This window comes from Sphingobacterium nematocida (genome assembly GCF_900168125.1).
GTDB lineage: Bacteria > Bacteroidota > Bacteroidia > Sphingobacteriales > Sphingobacteriaceae > Sphingobacterium > Sphingobacterium nematocida.
This window is the reverse complement of the sequence record NZ_FUZF01000006.1, coordinates 67,041-82,111: the sequence shown is the minus strand read 5'-3', so window position 1 is coordinate 82,111 and position 15,071 is coordinate 67,041. Positions and strand designations below refer to the sequence as shown.

At 40.5% G+C, this 15,071-nt stretch carries 11 protein-coding genes; 1 reads left to right on the top strand and 10 read right to left on the bottom strand.

The genetic code is table 11. The annotated features are described in order from the left end of the window. Window positions 1–12: 12 nt before the first annotated feature. From B5X76_RS08895 to B5X76_RS08865, 7 genes are all read right to left on the bottom strand, one after another. Complete coding sequence (locus B5X76_RS08895; RefSeq protein ID WP_176141024.1) at window positions 13–1,047, bottom strand: TlpA family protein disulfide reductase; 1,035 nt, start codon at window positions 1,045–1,047, stop codon at window positions 13–15. A gap of 7 nt (window positions 1,048–1,054) precedes the next feature. Continuing rightward, entirely contained in the window at window positions 1,055–2,188 is a 1,134-nt protein-coding gene (locus B5X76_RS08890; RefSeq protein WP_079642762.1) for a TlpA disulfide reductase family protein, read from the bottom strand. 70 nt (window positions 2,189–2,258) lie between these two features. Continuing rightward, window positions 2,259–3,185 carry a hypothetical protein gene (locus B5X76_RS08885; RefSeq protein WP_139375250.1) on the bottom strand — a complete coding sequence of 309 codons (927 nt, stop codon included), beginning with the start codon at window positions 3,183–3,185 and terminating at the stop codon, window positions 2,259–2,261. Window positions 3,186–3,189: 4 nt separating this feature from the next. Next, complete coding sequence (locus tag B5X76_RS08880) at window positions 3,190–4,650, bottom strand: RagB/SusD family nutrient uptake outer membrane protein (protein ID WP_079642760.1); 1,461 nt, start codon at window positions 4,648–4,650, stop codon at window positions 3,190–3,192. Between the two features lie 14 nt (window positions 4,651–4,664). Further along, on the bottom strand, window positions 4,665–8,225 hold the full coding sequence (locus tag B5X76_RS08875; RefSeq protein ID WP_079642759.1) for a SusC/RagA family TonB-linked outer membrane protein: 3,561 nt from the start codon (window positions 8,223–8,225) through the stop codon (window positions 4,665–4,667). A gap of 86 nt (window positions 8,226–8,311) precedes the next feature. Continuing rightward, on the bottom strand, window positions 8,312–9,496 hold the full coding sequence (locus B5X76_RS08870) for a FecR family protein (protein WP_079642758.1): 1,185 nt from the start codon (window positions 9,494–9,496) through the stop codon (window positions 8,312–8,314). A 168-nt stretch (window positions 9,497–9,664) separates the two neighbouring features. Then, on the bottom strand, window positions 9,665–10,255 hold the full coding sequence (locus B5X76_RS08865) for an RNA polymerase sigma factor (protein ID WP_079642757.1): 591 nt from the start codon (window positions 10,253–10,255) through the stop codon (window positions 9,665–9,667). Between the two features lie 419 nt (window positions 10,256–10,674). Here B5X76_RS08865 and B5X76_RS21960 point away from each other — a divergent pair, with 419 nt between their 5' ends. After that, a complete protein-coding gene (locus B5X76_RS21960) occupies window positions 10,675–10,836 on the top strand; it encodes a hypothetical protein (protein WP_176141023.1) in 162 nt (53 codons plus the stop codon). 125 nt (window positions 10,837–10,961) lie between these two features. Here the strand turns inward: B5X76_RS21960 and B5X76_RS08860 are convergent, their stop codons facing one another. From B5X76_RS08860 to nagA, 3 genes are all read right to left on the bottom strand, one after another. After that, window positions 10,962–11,669 carry an N-acetylmuramoyl-L-alanine amidase gene (locus B5X76_RS08860; RefSeq protein ID WP_079642756.1) on the bottom strand — a complete coding sequence of 236 codons (708 nt, stop codon included), beginning with the start codon at window positions 11,667–11,669 and terminating at the stop codon, window positions 10,962–10,964. A gap of 167 nt (window positions 11,670–11,836) precedes the next feature. Next, entirely contained in the window at window positions 11,837–13,501 is a 1,665-nt protein-coding gene (locus B5X76_RS08855; RefSeq protein ID WP_079642755.1) for a glycoside hydrolase family 10-like protein, read from the bottom strand. 11 nt (window positions 13,502–13,512) lie between these two features. Next, window positions 13,513–14,622 carry an N-acetylglucosamine-6-phosphate deacetylase gene (gene nagA, locus B5X76_RS08850; RefSeq protein ID WP_079642835.1) on the bottom strand — a complete coding sequence of 370 codons (1,110 nt, stop codon included), beginning with the start codon at window positions 14,620–14,622 and terminating at the stop codon, window positions 13,513–13,515. Window positions 14,623–15,071 lie beyond the last annotated feature (449 nt).

Genomic DNA, 15,071 nt, shown 5'->3' with positions numbered 1-15,071 from the left:
CGATTGCTCTTTCTAGCGCCCGAAAAGCTTCAGGAAGTAAGCTTCTAGCTCTTTACCACGCAAGTTTTTTGCTACAATCTTTCCATCAGGATCGATTAAAAATGTAGTTGGCAATGCAGTGACCGCAAATCTGCTGGTTGCAATCGCTTCATCACCGGTCAGATCATGCATTTGTACCCAAGGCAATTGTTGACTTTTCAGCGCACCCTTCCATGCTACTTCACTTTTATCTGTAGAAATACTCAATATCTCAAAAGGAGCTTTTCCTTTATATTTGGCATACACTCCTTTCAACGTCTTGAACTCTTCGATACAAGGGCCACACCAGGAAGCCCAAAAATCCAGAAGCACATAATTACCTTTTAACGAAGAGAAACTTACTTCCGTTCCTTTTTCATTTAATAAGGTAAAATCTTTGACCACAGCCCCTTCTTTAGAAAGCAATGCGCCCTTAATCTGGTTGCCGGCAGATTTCCCATAAAAACTCTTTTTCACATCCGAAGAAAGCCCCTCATACGCCTTCAAGGCATCCTCAGGAACCATAACTTTGCCATAACGATCCAATAAGAATGCTGCTCCAAAAGAATTAGCATTCTTTGCTACAACATCAGCCATAATAGCAGCTTCATTACCACCTTGCTCTTGCACAAGTGCGAAATATTGATTCAATACATTGTGTGATTTAGAACCCGAAACTTTAGAAGTATAAAAAGCTTCTAAATCTCCTTCGATTACGACATTGCCAGGTTCATCAATCAATACGCCAAACGGAGCGTAACCACCATGTTTTTTAGATTCCGCTTCCGAAGCCAGCATGTGTCTAGTAGCAACGGTAAATGGACGTACGATCTGCCATGCACCATTTGCAACAACAGTAGTATCACTATCACCTGTTATGTTATTGTATAAATACACCTTCGTACCGTTGTACTTTTGATCTACTTTCCCTACTAAAACAACATTGTCCGAACTTTGCGCTTGGACATTAAAGAAAGAGAATGCCGAAAAGGCTAACGCACCTAAAATTGATTTTAGATTTAGATTCATCTCCATATTAATTTAAAAGTTCCGCTAATTTTTCATGCAATTGTTCCCCTCTCAAATCCTTAGCGACAATTCTTCCTTCTGGGTCTATCAGGTAGTTCTGTGGCACACCACGTACACCGTAAAGCTTAGCCACTTCATTGTTCCAAAATTTCAGATCACTTACATTTGTCCAAGTTAACTTATCAGCTTCAATAGCTTTTAACCAGTTATCCTTTTTACCTGGCTGATCCAAAGAAACGCCTAAAACAGTGAAGTTATTATCTTTAAACTTTTCATAAGCAGCAACCACATTAGGGTTCTCTGCACGACAAGGTCCACACCAGGAAGCCCAAAAATCCAATAACACATACTTCCCTCTAAAATCTGACAATTTCACTGGATTATCGTTTACATCATTCTGCGTAAAATCAGGCGCCATCACACCTACCGCCGTAGTTTTTGCCGCGTGAATCTGTTTTGCAAACTCCAATCCAACCTCTGATTCACGTATTGATGTTGCCAAAGCATTATAAGCTGGCTCCATTTCCAAGACCGTCTTTCCTGCCTGCAATTGATCTTGTATAGCGATCAAGCTAAAATAAGAAGACGGGTTTTTAGCTATATAATCCTCTTGCAATTCTTTCTTTTTATTGGCAAATACCATATACTGCTCACGAAGAGGTGTCGCAAATGATTCGTCTTGGCGCTGCTCCGGCGTCGCACTACTGTATTTCATATTGATGTCTTTGATTCCATCCTCTGACTCCTTCAGCATATCTTGATAAGCCGTATAAGCTGTCTGTAAAGCAGAACCTTTGATCACAGCAGTTTTCAAAGAGTCTTTAGCTTGGATTACCGTTTTACCTTTATCCACGTAGAATCCTACCATATCTGTTTTATAACTTACGCGGTTCCAGCCTTTATTCTCCTGATCGTAGATCATATACACCATGGTTGGGCCGTTAGCTTCGCCTTTGAAAGAAAACTTTCCCTTTACGACTGCGACCGAATCCAACACTTCGCTACTTGGCGTACGGATGGACATAAATATCTTTCCTTCTTTTTGAGGTTGTTGTATCTTTCCTTCAATACTGAAACTTGACTTTTGCGCCATCGCTGCACCTGGTAGAGCCAACAACAACATCATTTTTAAAACTCTCATCTATCTATTTATTTTAACGTATTAGCATATATCAAGATCGGCAGGTCCATGTACCTGCCGATCGTACTTTCTATTGAAAGCTGTTTAATTTTTTACGGTATTTATTACCTGCTGCTTGAATATCCCAGTTGTACTCCTTTTTCAGATACTCGGTAAGTACTTTATACTTCTCCGCTCTCTTTGGACTATTGTCTAAGTAGTTCTTCTTAACATTGTCAAAAGATTCCAAGACAAGTAGACTCAACCATTGCGATAAATCTGTACCATACTCTTTCGATCCAGCTCCTGAGATATAGCCTCTCTCAGCGGCCATCTTAGCCACTTCTGCTTGACGAATTTCAATTGCTTCATCTGAGTTTCCGGGGTAATTTTTAGAAATTTCATCTAGTATTTTTCCATTATCATAAGGCATACCTGCTGCCTCAAAACCAGGAATCTCTTGTTCCATTCGCTGCACTAACATACCAGACAAATTACCCCAGACCATACGCGTAACCACAGAGTCTTGGTAGTAGTGCGTTTCTGGTACAGTAATAGGTTGTGCATCCTTTACCTTATTAGGCCAGCACACGATAAGTCGGGTCCGACCTAGCGCTTTAATATTTTCTTCCCAGTAAGAACCATTATAGGTCTTTACAAAGAAAAACTCTCTTGGAAATACTTTCTGTACATAGTCGGTCGATACATTATGCAACAAGGTATCCATAAACATAATAGCGCTGGCTTTCATACTTTCATCTATCGGTGTAGCACCGAAACGATTGTACTCATCCCGAAACAATATCGCATTCGTTACTTCTTTGGCATCCTTGAAGTTAAGGCGCAACCATAAATCATAGGTCTTGAACATTTCCTTGATGACTGGTAACTCATCTTCTTTTGGTCCAAATCGTTCTTCAAAACCAAACTCCTCCGATGCTGTGATCTTCTCGTTCTTCTTACATGCGTTTGCCATGAGCAAAACGCCCAATAAGCACATTGAAACTATTTTATTCATCTTTTTATCTTGGATTAGTTGGCATACCTGGTGAATTATTCTGCTCAGACATTGGAATCTGTAATACATATTTCGGATCGTTTTTCTTCAACACAAATTCTTGACTATTTTTATAGACATGCTTAATCTCCGGTTTACCCAATCGTCTCAAATCAAAGAAACGTAATCCACCGTCAAATGCTGTTTCAAGACGACGTTCGTCAAGTACACGCTTTAAAATATCTTCTTTATTTATATAATCAGACTCTTGGAGAGCAACGAAGCTTCCTTTTTTGTATCTCGTCACCAACAATTTATTGATGTCATCTAGCGCCTTAACATATTCTTGTTTGCGAGCATACGCCTCAGCGCGTATTACATGGGCTTCACTTGCTTTCAGTCCGATATAAAACCAATACCGATCCTGTGTAGCAAACATATTATAAACTGTTTTTCCAACTAATGCAGCACCTTGTATACTAAAATCTTCAAAAGAATCGAAAATATATTGACGATAGTCTACCAAGTCTCCATTACGTTTAGTTAATTCCAACAGTTCTTCTGTCGGTTTAGCCGCTGCTTGATAATAGTAAAACAAGTTATTATTCGCTCTTCCCCCAGTAAAAAACAAAACCTCACTATTATAATCGGTATCTATAAACCCAAAATTACCAGAAAATGCTGCTTTGTCACCTTTTTCATCAATACGAGCTTGCATAGAGCTCATATTCGAAAGCCGGGCTGAAGCCATGACTTCAGAAGCATAAGCGATAGCCTCGTCATACTTACCCATAAATAAGGCCACTCGAGCACTCAAAAGTTGTACTGTTGTGGCATTAAACCTAAACCGGTCGTTCCCAGGCTTTCCCTGTAATAGAGTTTCCGCTTGCTTTAAGTCACTAACGATCTGTGCCCATACTTTACCTATAGGTTCACGAGTGTTATCTTTACTAAATTCATTAACATCTTCGGCATCCAATGGCATAGGCACCCCCGGAAGTTCAAGGTTTTCTGGTGAGTACACATCCGCATACATATTGACCAGATAAAAATACGCATAGGCGCGAAGTGCATACGCCTCTCCTTTCACCTGCTCATATTTCTTCTTTTCCGATGCATCGGGAGTCATACCTGCAAATTTGTCCAATACGGTATTCGCATAGAATATAGTCTTATATAACTGCCCCCAATAAGGATCAATAGGTTCACCTAACATATGCGAGGAGGAAAAGACAAACCACGGCTCCTCTGCTGTACTTAGTTTTAGCGTGGTATTCAGATTAACCATAGCATTATCTGTCATCAACTCTGTTCTAAGAAAATAGTCCACTCGCGGATATCCTCCTAACAAAATGGATTCATAATCGCTTATCGTCTCTGGCTTCATACTGTTGACAGGCGTAATATCCAACATACCTTTACAAGATGATAGACCAAGACTAACGGTCAAAGCAGCAAAAAGAAAAGATTTAAATATATTTTTCATGTTATTTACTGGATTTAAAATTGAATTTGTAATGTTGCTGAGTATGATCGCGGAACAGGCAGATAGGTATTACCAAAAGACACTGCAACAGAATTAGATGCGGAGTAATTCATCTTACTTCCCTGTGCCTCAGGATCCTGCCCTTTCAACTTACTATCTTTCCAAACATACAAATTGTTCCCTTGCAACATCATTCTAATATTTTGAATACCCATTGCTCTTAGCTTTGGCGTAAAATAATCGTAGGATATAGATAGGTTTTGTAAGCGAAAGAAATTTCCTTTAACTGTTCTCAGATCTGAATTATCATACATCGTTGCGTTATAAGGAAGATTACCTGTAACCGCCCCCTCAAATGCGCTATCCTCCAATTTTGGGATATCCGTAATTAGCTCATCTCCTGATTTACGCCATCTATTCACCCATTCTTGAGACATATTCTGTGTTGGGTCTGGGAACGTCAATGCATAGCCTGACGACAGATTCCTTAAACGCATCACATTACCATAGCTACCTATAAACAGTCCAGACAAAGTGAAGCCTTTATACGAAAATGTGTTCGTAAAACCAAGTTGGGTAGTTGGTGTTACCGGACCTTCATATTTCAATCCATCCAATTTGTTCATCCCATACAACACCTTTTCACCTTCTTTATTGGTATAGAAAGTCGCACGACCATCTTCGTTCAGCCCTGCATAACGATACGACCACACTCCATCAATTGGTTTACCCACCACAGCAGAAGCTGCGTATTGTGAACGTTTAGCATCAGTTAAACCACTATAAGTAGGTCTAGAGTTGACATCCAGTACTTCATTTTTATTATAACCATAATTAATATTTGTGGACCATCTAAAATACTTGGTGTCGATATTAATCGTATTTAAAGAAAACTCCCATCCGCTATTACGCATTGAAGCCCAGTTTACTTGTATCTCATTGAAACCGGTCACTTGAGACACTTGCTTGGAACCTAACAAATCTGTTCCCTTTTTATTATACCATTCTACATTAGCCATTAAGCGACGCTTGAAGAACCCAGCCTCTAAAGCTACATTGCTCGTATATGTCTTTTCCCATTTCAGATAAGGATTTTTAGGAGCACTGATAACCAAATAATTAATAGGATTATCCACACTAACTGTACCAACACGAGCTACTAAATCCGAATAGGCTTGAGCAGCCACATTACCTTGACTACCATAAGACCCTTTAAGGGTTAAATAAGATATCCAATTTACATCTCGAAGGAATTCCTCCTCTTTCATTTGATAATTCGCTCCTACAGCCCAAAGTGGTTGGAACAGCTGATTTGTTTTTAAACCAAAACGATTGGAACCGTCTGTACGCATATTGAAACTGACCGTATAACGATTGTCGTAAGTATAGTTTGCTGCTCCAAAATAAGAGACTGCTGCCGACTCGTCCAATTGCTCAGTCCAATAAGCTGACCCCATTTTCTTAATAAGGTCAAACTGTGGAATCTGTTGGTGCGCACGATCATGAGCATACCCATAAATCTGTGTGGTTTCTCCTTCGATTCTAGCCTTACGGACCTCTTGTCCCACCATCAGATTTAAGTAATGTTTTTGTTTAAAGAAAGGATTATACGTCAATTGATTTCTGAAAGTAACAGAACCATTTTTAGAACCTTTACCTTTGCGATAACCTCCGTCTTTCCACACCTCAACTCCTATATAATCTACTATATCATAATAGTCTTTTTTGCGACTACGAACAAAAAAACTATCTTCTAGTGCGATGTCTGTATCTGTAGTATGTTGTTTTGAGTAGCTAAATAAAGAGCTAAATGTTAAATCTTTATAAAATTTCCATTCGAAGTCTACCGATGAACGTAGACCAAAGTTTTTTGAGTCCCTCCAACCTTGTTCTCTATTTTCCATAAAGTTATACTTCAATGTATTCTGGTAGAAATAACTATAGTTACCTGTTTCATCAAATGCTGGCTGTGCACGTGTAGTATAGATCGCCCATTCATACGGATTTTCGCGTGAATCTTGAGCAAAGAAACTATTATTGTCCCGAGCATTGATATCCATCATAACACCCAAGCGCATTTTTGGATTCAAATAGGTATATGCCTTCAATGATCCTGTATAGGTCTTTTGTCCCACACCTTTAGCAGTAGCTTGATCATTTAAATAGGACCCTGATGCGTAAAAAGTCGTTTTCTCATCACCACCTGAAATACTCAAGTTTTGGCGATTGGTCAACGAATTTCTGAACAAATGCTGGAACCAGTCCGTATTTACTTCTTCCAACACACGTACTTTATCTTCAAATTGCCCCCAAGTGATTCGTTTATCACTCGCATCAATAAAGTAACGCTCAAAGTCTGAAACTGTGCCATATTCTCCTACACCTGGACTTGTAGCGTTGAACAAATTTCTATCCAACATCTCCAAATTCACACCAATACGTTCTTTCGAGTTCATCATATAGGCATCCTCTATACGTGGACGCTCACCCATCGATAACGTACTAGAGAAGTTAATCCGCGTCTTACCTGCTTTCCCCTTCTTAGAAGTAATAACAATTACCCCATTCGCTGCTTTGGTACCGTAGATTGCTGTGGCTGCTGCATCCTTCAAGACGTTGATACTTTCGATATCATCCACATTTACCCCACCGATACCCGAAGCAATCAAATTCCTGTTTGTCATAATATCATCTACAGATACATTTACTGCATCGTCCAAAATAATCCCATCAACAACCCATAGTGGCTGTACGTTACCACTTAAAGCAGCAGTACCACGGATACGGATCTGTGGCATTGCCCCAGGTGCACCTGAGGTACTCATCACCGTCAATCCCGGTACCTGTCCTTGAAGTAATTTGTCAATATTAGGTTGGAAAATAGTCTCCAACTGTTCCATATTCACTGTGGCAACGGAACCTGTCAACGATCTCTTTTGTAAATTTTGGTAACCTGTGACCACTACGTCTTCCAATTGATTTTGGACAGGTGTCAATCTAACCTCCGTCCAATTTTTACCCTGCAGCGGAATTTGTAGGGTCTCAAATCCCATACTCTTGAATATCAAGGTTGCATTTGTACTTGCTACAGATATCACATAAGTACCGTCAGTATCAGTACCTACAACATTACGTGCATTATCCTTTTCGCTCACCGTAATCCCTGCCAAGGGCTTTCCTTTATAGTCCATTACACGTCCACGAACCTGTACTTTTTGCTGTCTGACAGATTGTGGCTTAGCGCTAATGACTATCGTCTTATTATCTATACTGTATTGCAGTGGTTGGTCTCTAAAACAATGATCTAACACCTGTTGTATGGTTGCGTTCTGCATATCAATATCTACAGGCGTATTAGATTTCACCAAAGATTCATTGTAGAAAAAATCACAGTTGCACTGCTTCTTGATTTCATTAAATACCTGAGAAAGTGTCATTCCCTTTCTCTTGATGCTAACGCGTTGCGCGAAAGCAGCCATGCTTAGTTGCGCACACATGAGGGCAACCAAAACGATAGTTGTACGTTTTCCCAAAGCCATACCTCTCAGTAATGACCTGGCATTAAATAAGTTCATTAGTAATAATTTATTAGTTCAATATTTACGGTATACTGCTTAATCCCATCAAAGCAGCGGTTAGTTAGATTGGTAATCGTGTAAAACTATATCATTAGGACGACCCTCCTTTCTCCTATCCCCACAGGAATAATATGGTACCGAATCTGTCCTGTTCTATTTAATATGTCCAATACTTCTTCAAGATCTTTATTTCGAGAGATAACACCTGTAAAACCGTAGCCTCTTCCTCTGCTTACCACCTGCACATCTACCCCATACCATCTCGAAAGCTCACGACCGATCTGATCGAGTGTCGCATCATAAAATGCAAACTCATTATTTCGCCAAGCATTAACCTTGTCCATCTTTGCAGGCTCCACTTTAATATCTGCTCCACCCCATGTCACCATACTGCTTTGACCGGGCTTCAGGGTATAAGCGCTGGTATTTGTAGCTACTTCTACACTCCCCTCCATCAGGGTTGTTGTAGTTCTATTTTCGCGATATGCTTTGACATTAAAATGAGTTCCTAGAACACGGATCCGCTGATCATCAGAAGCAACAACAAAAGGTTTTTCTTTGTTCTTCGCTACTTCAAAGTATGCCTCTCCTTCTAAATCTACCTTACGTACACCTCCTATAAAATTAACATCATAGGTTAATTTTGAACCTGCATTGAGCCAAACCTTAGTACCGTCTGTAAGCAATAATGTCCCCGTCTTTCCTGCAGGTACCTGGACAGTCTGAATCATTGGCTCTTTCGTTTCCTGAAGCTTTTTTATTTCGAAAAATGAATCACCATCCTGTTTTTCTACAGTTGCATAGCGGGACTCTGTACCATCCGAAAGATCGATCACCTCTCCATTTGGCAACGTCAAGGTAACCACATCGGATGATAGTGACTTCTCTTCTCCCTTTGTTGACGCTAGCTCCACCTTATCGGTAGCAGGTAATAATTCCATCGCTATACGTTTGTAACCGATGTAGAATATCAATAATGCAGCAGCTGCTGCTACCCAACGCCAGTATGTTGCTAAAGAACGAATTTTAGGTTGCTGTGTTTCTCCAAAAATCAGGGCTTCTACAATAGGATATTGATCTTGAGACTGTACATATAAATCTTCAATATGATCTGCATTCTGCAGCTCGGCTTCGAACACTTCGTCGATATAGTTTTCTAATTCCGCACGAAAAGTCTCTTCCGAAAATGTAGCAACCAACCAAGCAGCCTGCTCCGGGGTACATTTCCCCGCTAAGTACTGTTCAAAAACATGTTTCTTATCGTACATAACTTTAGTTCTTTAGTGCTGCGCTCTTCGGCTATTTATCTATATACGGAGAGGGGCAGCAAAGTCTATGCTCTAAAAAATATTTTTTTAGAAAAAAATTAAATAAATGCCATCTCTTATACAACGAGTAGGCTTACTGGATGGAAGACAAAGGGATTGAGCGAGATACTACGTGTCGAAAAAACCTAAAAGCACAATTAACAGGGTAAATAGCTTTTCACCCAGTTCACTTTTCAAAAAGCGCATCGCTTTGGCCATGTGATCCTTTACGGTGCCAATGGATACTCCGTAGGCCGCTGCAGCTTCTTCATAACTCTTGCCTTGAAATTTACAGAACAGAAAAATCTCCTTACGTTTGGAAGGAAGTCTATCAATTGCAGTGGAAAGTGCTTCTGACATTTGCTCTATTGCATCATTAGGGTCTTCCATTTCATAATACAGCGTAGCCTGTGTCAATAAGGCTTTACGCACCGACTCATTAGAGGCAGATTTACGGAAATAATCGACGACAAGATTGCGAGCAATGGTGTGCAACAACGGCCAAACGCCCTGTTCTCGCTGTATCTTATGGCGAATATCCCATAACCGGACAAATGTTATCTGATGGATTTCTAAAACACTGTCCTCGTCAGGGAGCAAGTGATTCAATTTATGTAGTAAAGTAGGCGAATGTAATTCGTATAGCTTAGAAAACGCTGCCCGATCCCCCTCTATTAAAAGGGAAATCCACTTGCCTTCACCAAATTCTTCCTTTTCCAAGCAGCTTTGCGTTTAAAGAAACAAAATTATAACTTTTTTATTAATAACGATTTTATAATTGCGGTGACGAGAAGCATTGGGTTGATATATTTAAAAGAAGGATTAAATTATTCTATTTGTCCCTGCCGGGATAGGGCCTTCTTTATTTTTCATATTTCATTTGTCTTTTTAAAGGTATTCAAGAGCCACTTCGTGGGTTTTCTTGATGAATAAAGAAGCAAACAAATCAAGGCTTGGGTATTGTTACGCTAAAAACAGTCCGCAGTCCGGAATGTATTTGAGTCGTTACATTTCTTAAATCCATTCTTGTCGGACTTCTTCTGTTTTCTTAACGCTACAACACCCTAGGCCGTATATTTTCACTTTATGCTAATTTAACGTTTGTTATACCTAACACAAGCCGCAAAATTACTGACTTCATGGTAGTTTCTTTCACTATCCCAAAAGCGGCCTTAGCTTATTTGGCTGTGAAAGTAGGTATGGTGTATTACAATCCTTACATATTGCATTATCTCCAGCAGATTCCAGTCCTTGTGTGGGATTTGAGCGTAGGAGACCTAGGAACTGCGCTTACACCATAGCGTTACTGAAACAACAAATAAGATACAGCCTTGATTTTTGGTTACTTTTTATCAAGAAAAGGTAACATGCCTTGCGCCGGCATAGAGGCGCATAAAATCCTTCTTTAAATTTTGACCTTATCAAACTACTGCGATGGTAATGGAATAATCTTCAACTCCGTTGGTAGACCGAGCCTCTTTCTTAGCGCATGCATAAACTTATCTCCGGGATCGCGCTTTTGGGTTATATAGGTCGGATTACTTTCCTTCCACCACAGTGTTTTTTTGAATGCCTGATATTCGTGATGCCCTATGACATATTCAATAGGATACTTCTTTCGTAAGTAAGCGATGAGCTTGGTATTCGCTTCGAGTTGCTTCTCGGTCAAGGGATTTCTGGGAGTTCCAATATTCTCGATACCAATAGCACAATAGTTGAGTCCGATGGTATGTCGGGCAAATTGATCTTCGGCCAATAGTTGGTATATACGACCATCTCTCCCGATGACATACTGCGCCGAAACATTTAAGGCACTTGCGGTCTGCAAATCTCTTCTACCCGGAAGAAATATAGGGTCAAAAGTCTTGATGGTAGCACCCACACTCATATTTTCAGTGTAGTGCACCACAACTACACGAGGTTCGATCAGTGCTGTATCCGTATGGATACCATGCCTTTTCAACAGGTACTCCAACGAAAGTCGCTCGCGGTCAGCATCCCACTGTATGGGGCGCTTAATGATAGTAGGCTTGGTCTGTGCTGATAGTACAAGTATACTACCGAAGACCAAGCCTACAATTGTTATTATTTTCCTTGAAAGTATCTTATTTTTAAAATTGCAAGTTACTCCCATGTATAGTTTTTTTTTCTAAAAGTGTTTGTTCTTTAAGGACATCAAGAACTTTTTTCATCACAGTGTTCTTTATCGTAGGCATTCAAGAGCTCACCCACTACAATCGGGTTCGGTTCATGCCTGTTTGTGATCCAAAGGAATCATGAAAGTTTTGTCTAATGCTTTTTCTAGTTGTGCTGTACACTTTTAGCGATATACTCACTTTCATTACCTAGACGGTCAATGGCACGTACCGCGACATCATACAATGTCTTGCCATCCTTTTGTCTAGGTAACTCTAAAGAAGTAATAGTAGGATCGATAATATCAGTCGTCCATAGGTCGCCGTATCTCGTATACATTACCCAGAGTGCTACCTGATCAGGCTGCTTATGCAACCACTTTGCAAATACCGTGTTTTTTTGATTGGTCAACAGTAATGTAGGACGCAACAAAGGGTTCGCATTCAACCAAGGACTCCTTGGAATCAGCGCCTTTTCTTTGTAAACGCCATTTTTCAATGCAGGCAACATAGCCGGATTTTTCGTCAACCCCGCAATGCTCCAGTGGACGGTACCTGGACTATTAGGCACAATATCACGGGATGCTGCGACTTGGTTTACAATCTCTTTTGTTTTATCAGCAGCCCTTACTTCGACCGTATTTAGCCCCGGCCACAAGTGTCTATTGTATTTATTTTCAGACTGCCACCATTTTAACAACGCTGTAAAGCTTTGTTTTGGAGGATCTATAGGCCAGTAAAGTTGTGGTGTAAAATAATCAATCCAACCTTCGTTAAGCCACAATTTGGCATCTGCGTACAATTCGTCATACTGTGAAGATCCTGTAACTCCTGATGGATAACCTGGCTTCCAGATACCAAAGGGGCTTAGACCAAACTTGACAAAGTTCTTCTCTGCTTTAATTTCTTCATAAATACGTTTGATAAAACGGTTGACATTATCTCTACGCCAATCTCCACGTGACAATTTCCCGCCAGTATCTCTATACGCATTCCATGTTTTATTGTCTGGAAAATCGGCTCCGCCATTGTATTCTGCATAAGGATAAAAATAATCATCAAAGTGAATACCGTCGATATCATAGCGTTTTACGATATCATTTACTACGCGAGCAGCGTGGTCTTGCGTCCGTTGATCAGCAGGGTCAAACCAGTACATACCATTCCGTAATCTGACTACATTATCCGGTGTGCGTTTTACCATAGACTCGGATGTCACGACACCACCATTGGAGTGATGTGCGCGATAAGGATTCAACCATACATGTAGTTCAAGACCACGTTTGTGAGCTTCTTGCACCCAAAAATCTAACGGGTCGTAGTAGGGTTCAGGTCTTTTGCCGATCTCTCCTGTAAGAAAGTAAGACCAAGGTTCAAATTGACTATTGTACATTGCATCTGCTGATGGACGGGCCTGAAAGATAACTGCATTAAAGTTATTTTCCTTCAACATATCCAATAAAGCTATCGCTTCCTGCTTTTGCTGTTCGGTAGTTAGATTACGTTTCGAAGGCCAGTTGATATTAGCCACGGTAGCAACCCATGCAGCGCGAAATTCGCGTGCCACTGGAGGTAAATCTACAATTAAAGATTCTTCCTTTTCGACCTTTACAGGAGGAGCCATCTCTGCTGATTTTGCAACCAAAGCACCTTTTGTCTCTTTTTTAGGGGTATCCTTCTGAACGACTGCAGGTACCTGTGGAGTAGACACTTCGGTTTGCGCCTTCGTTGATTTTTGTTCTTTCTTATTCTTGCGGGAAGCACAAGAAAGCATAAAAACCGAAATTAATAATGCTGCAACAAGTGCGCTTTTAAACGGGTTTAAACTCATAGTATGCAAAACTACACTTTCTCTCCTTCAAAGTAAACCTTTTTCACATTAAAGTCCCTATCAAATACCAAAACGTTTGCGCTGGCTCCTGCCTTCAAATGTCCGATATCGTTACGATCGATTAATCGCGCCGGATAAATCGTAGCCATACGAATAGCCTCCTCGAGCGGTATTCCCACCTTTTCGACACAATTGCGAATAGCCGCTAACATCGTTAGTGCAGATCCACTCAACGTACCATCCGGCAGTATGTAGTGATCTCCATGAAGTTCATGGTGATAAATATCTTTCGAACAGTCCGTGACAGCATCGGTAATTAAGAATAGGCGTTCGCCCATGACTTGTTTGGCTAACTTAACAGCTTCAAAGTCTACATGAACACCATCTACGATCACGGAAGCACAGGTCGTATGGTGATTAAAAACAGCTCCTGGCAATCCAACCTCCCGATGATGTAATGGAGACATTGCGTTCCACAAATGTGTCACAGTCGCTATGCCTTTATCAAAGGAAGCTGTAGCCTCTTCAAATGTAGCATCACTATGCCCTGCGCTAATCAATATCTCTTTAGACCGGAGGTAAGTCAAGCACTCATCTTCCAGTAGTTCTGGCGCAACAGTAATCATGCCTACCGTATCAGCAGCATCAGCCAACAAATCATCTAATATTGCGACATCTGCTTTTAAAATAAGTTCGGCAGGGTGTGCGCCGCGCTTTTTCGGATTCAGAAATGGCCCTTCTAAATGTAACCCAAGCGTATTACGAGGATTAACAGTTTTGTATACCCGTATTGCTTCTTTAAAAACAGCTATCTCATTCGTAGCTAATGTTAGGTAAAACGAAGTACACCCCTGCCCGAGTAACGTATTCTGTATATGTAGCAACGATTCGACACTAAGGTCAGCAGAGTACAAGCTCCCTCCTGCACCATAGATCTGTAAATCGATTAAACCCGGGCAAATATTACCGCCCTCGGCATCCACAGGTTCAAAACCAGCTGGAATTTGATCTACAGGTACTGTTCCTAATAATTTACCTTCTGAAATTAATAATGCACCATCACTTATAATATCATATTCGGAATAAATAGTTCCGTTGTATAAAGCTATTTTGCTGTTCATATCGCAAGATATAAAAAAAAGAAGGTTTATGCTGAACACATTTGTTGTCGCTCTAGCCGCGACAGGGCTCATACTTTTTTTCCGCAAAAAAGTATGCAAAAACCGGAACGAAGTGTAGCTCAGCGAAGCTAAACTCGTCACTGTGCCGTATTGCCACAAAGCCTTTCCATTCCTGCTATTGGCAATCCGCCAAGGTGACCTTATCTAAAGTGGTAGCCAATGCAAACAGCATATTTTCTAATCCTGACTACTTTCACGACCAAATAAGCTAAGGCCGTTTTGAAGCCAGTCGATAGAATAGAGTAAGCAGTAATCAATAAGAAATACCTAAAAAAACGACCTTGTAGCATATGAAATCTAAGGCCGTAAAGTTATCACACTGACCATCGTGCATATTGCAGTAATCAAGGATTTCCAGTCGATGGGCTGGACTGTCGTGGTGGCGACCT

What these genes read in the sequence shown, in the direction of transcription:
- B5X76_RS08885 (WP_139375250.1), bottom strand. Translation starts at nt 3,185, where the DNA reads ATGAATAAAATAGTTTCAATGTGCTTATTGGGCGTTTTGCTCATGGCA.
- B5X76_RS08880 (WP_079642760.1), bottom strand. Translation starts at nt 4,650, where the DNA reads ATGAAAAATATATTTAAATCTTTTCTTTTTGCTGCTTTGACCGTTAGT.
- B5X76_RS21960 (WP_176141023.1), top strand. Translation starts at nt 10,675, where the DNA reads ATGGTAGTTTCTTTCACTATCCCAAAAGCGGCCTTAGCTTATTTGGCT.
- B5X76_RS08890 (WP_079642762.1), bottom strand. Translation starts at nt 2,188, where the DNA reads ATGAGAGTTTTAAAAATGATGTTGTTGTTGGCTCTACCAGGTGCAGCG.
- B5X76_RS08895 (WP_176141024.1), bottom strand. Translation starts at nt 1,047, where the DNA reads ATGAATCTAAATCTAAAATCAATTTTAGGTGCGTTAGCCTTTTCGGCA.
- B5X76_RS08855 (WP_079642755.1), bottom strand. Translation starts at nt 13,501, where the DNA reads ATGAGTTTAAACCCGTTTAAAAGCGCACTTGTTGCAGCATTATTAATT.
- B5X76_RS08870 (WP_079642758.1), bottom strand. Translation starts at nt 9,496, where the DNA reads ATGTACGATAAGAAACATGTTTTTGAACAGTACTTAGCGGGGAAATGT.
- nagA (WP_079642835.1), bottom strand. Translation starts at nt 14,622, where the DNA reads ATGAACAGCAAAATAGCTTTATACAACGGAACTATTTATTCCGAATAT.
- B5X76_RS08860 (WP_079642756.1), bottom strand. Translation starts at nt 11,669, where the DNA reads ATGGGAGTAACTTGCAATTTTAAAAATAAGATACTTTCAAGGAAAATA.
- B5X76_RS08875 (WP_079642759.1), bottom strand. Translation starts at nt 8,225, where the DNA reads ATGAACTTATTTAATGCCAGGTCATTACTGAGAGGTATGGCTTTGGGA.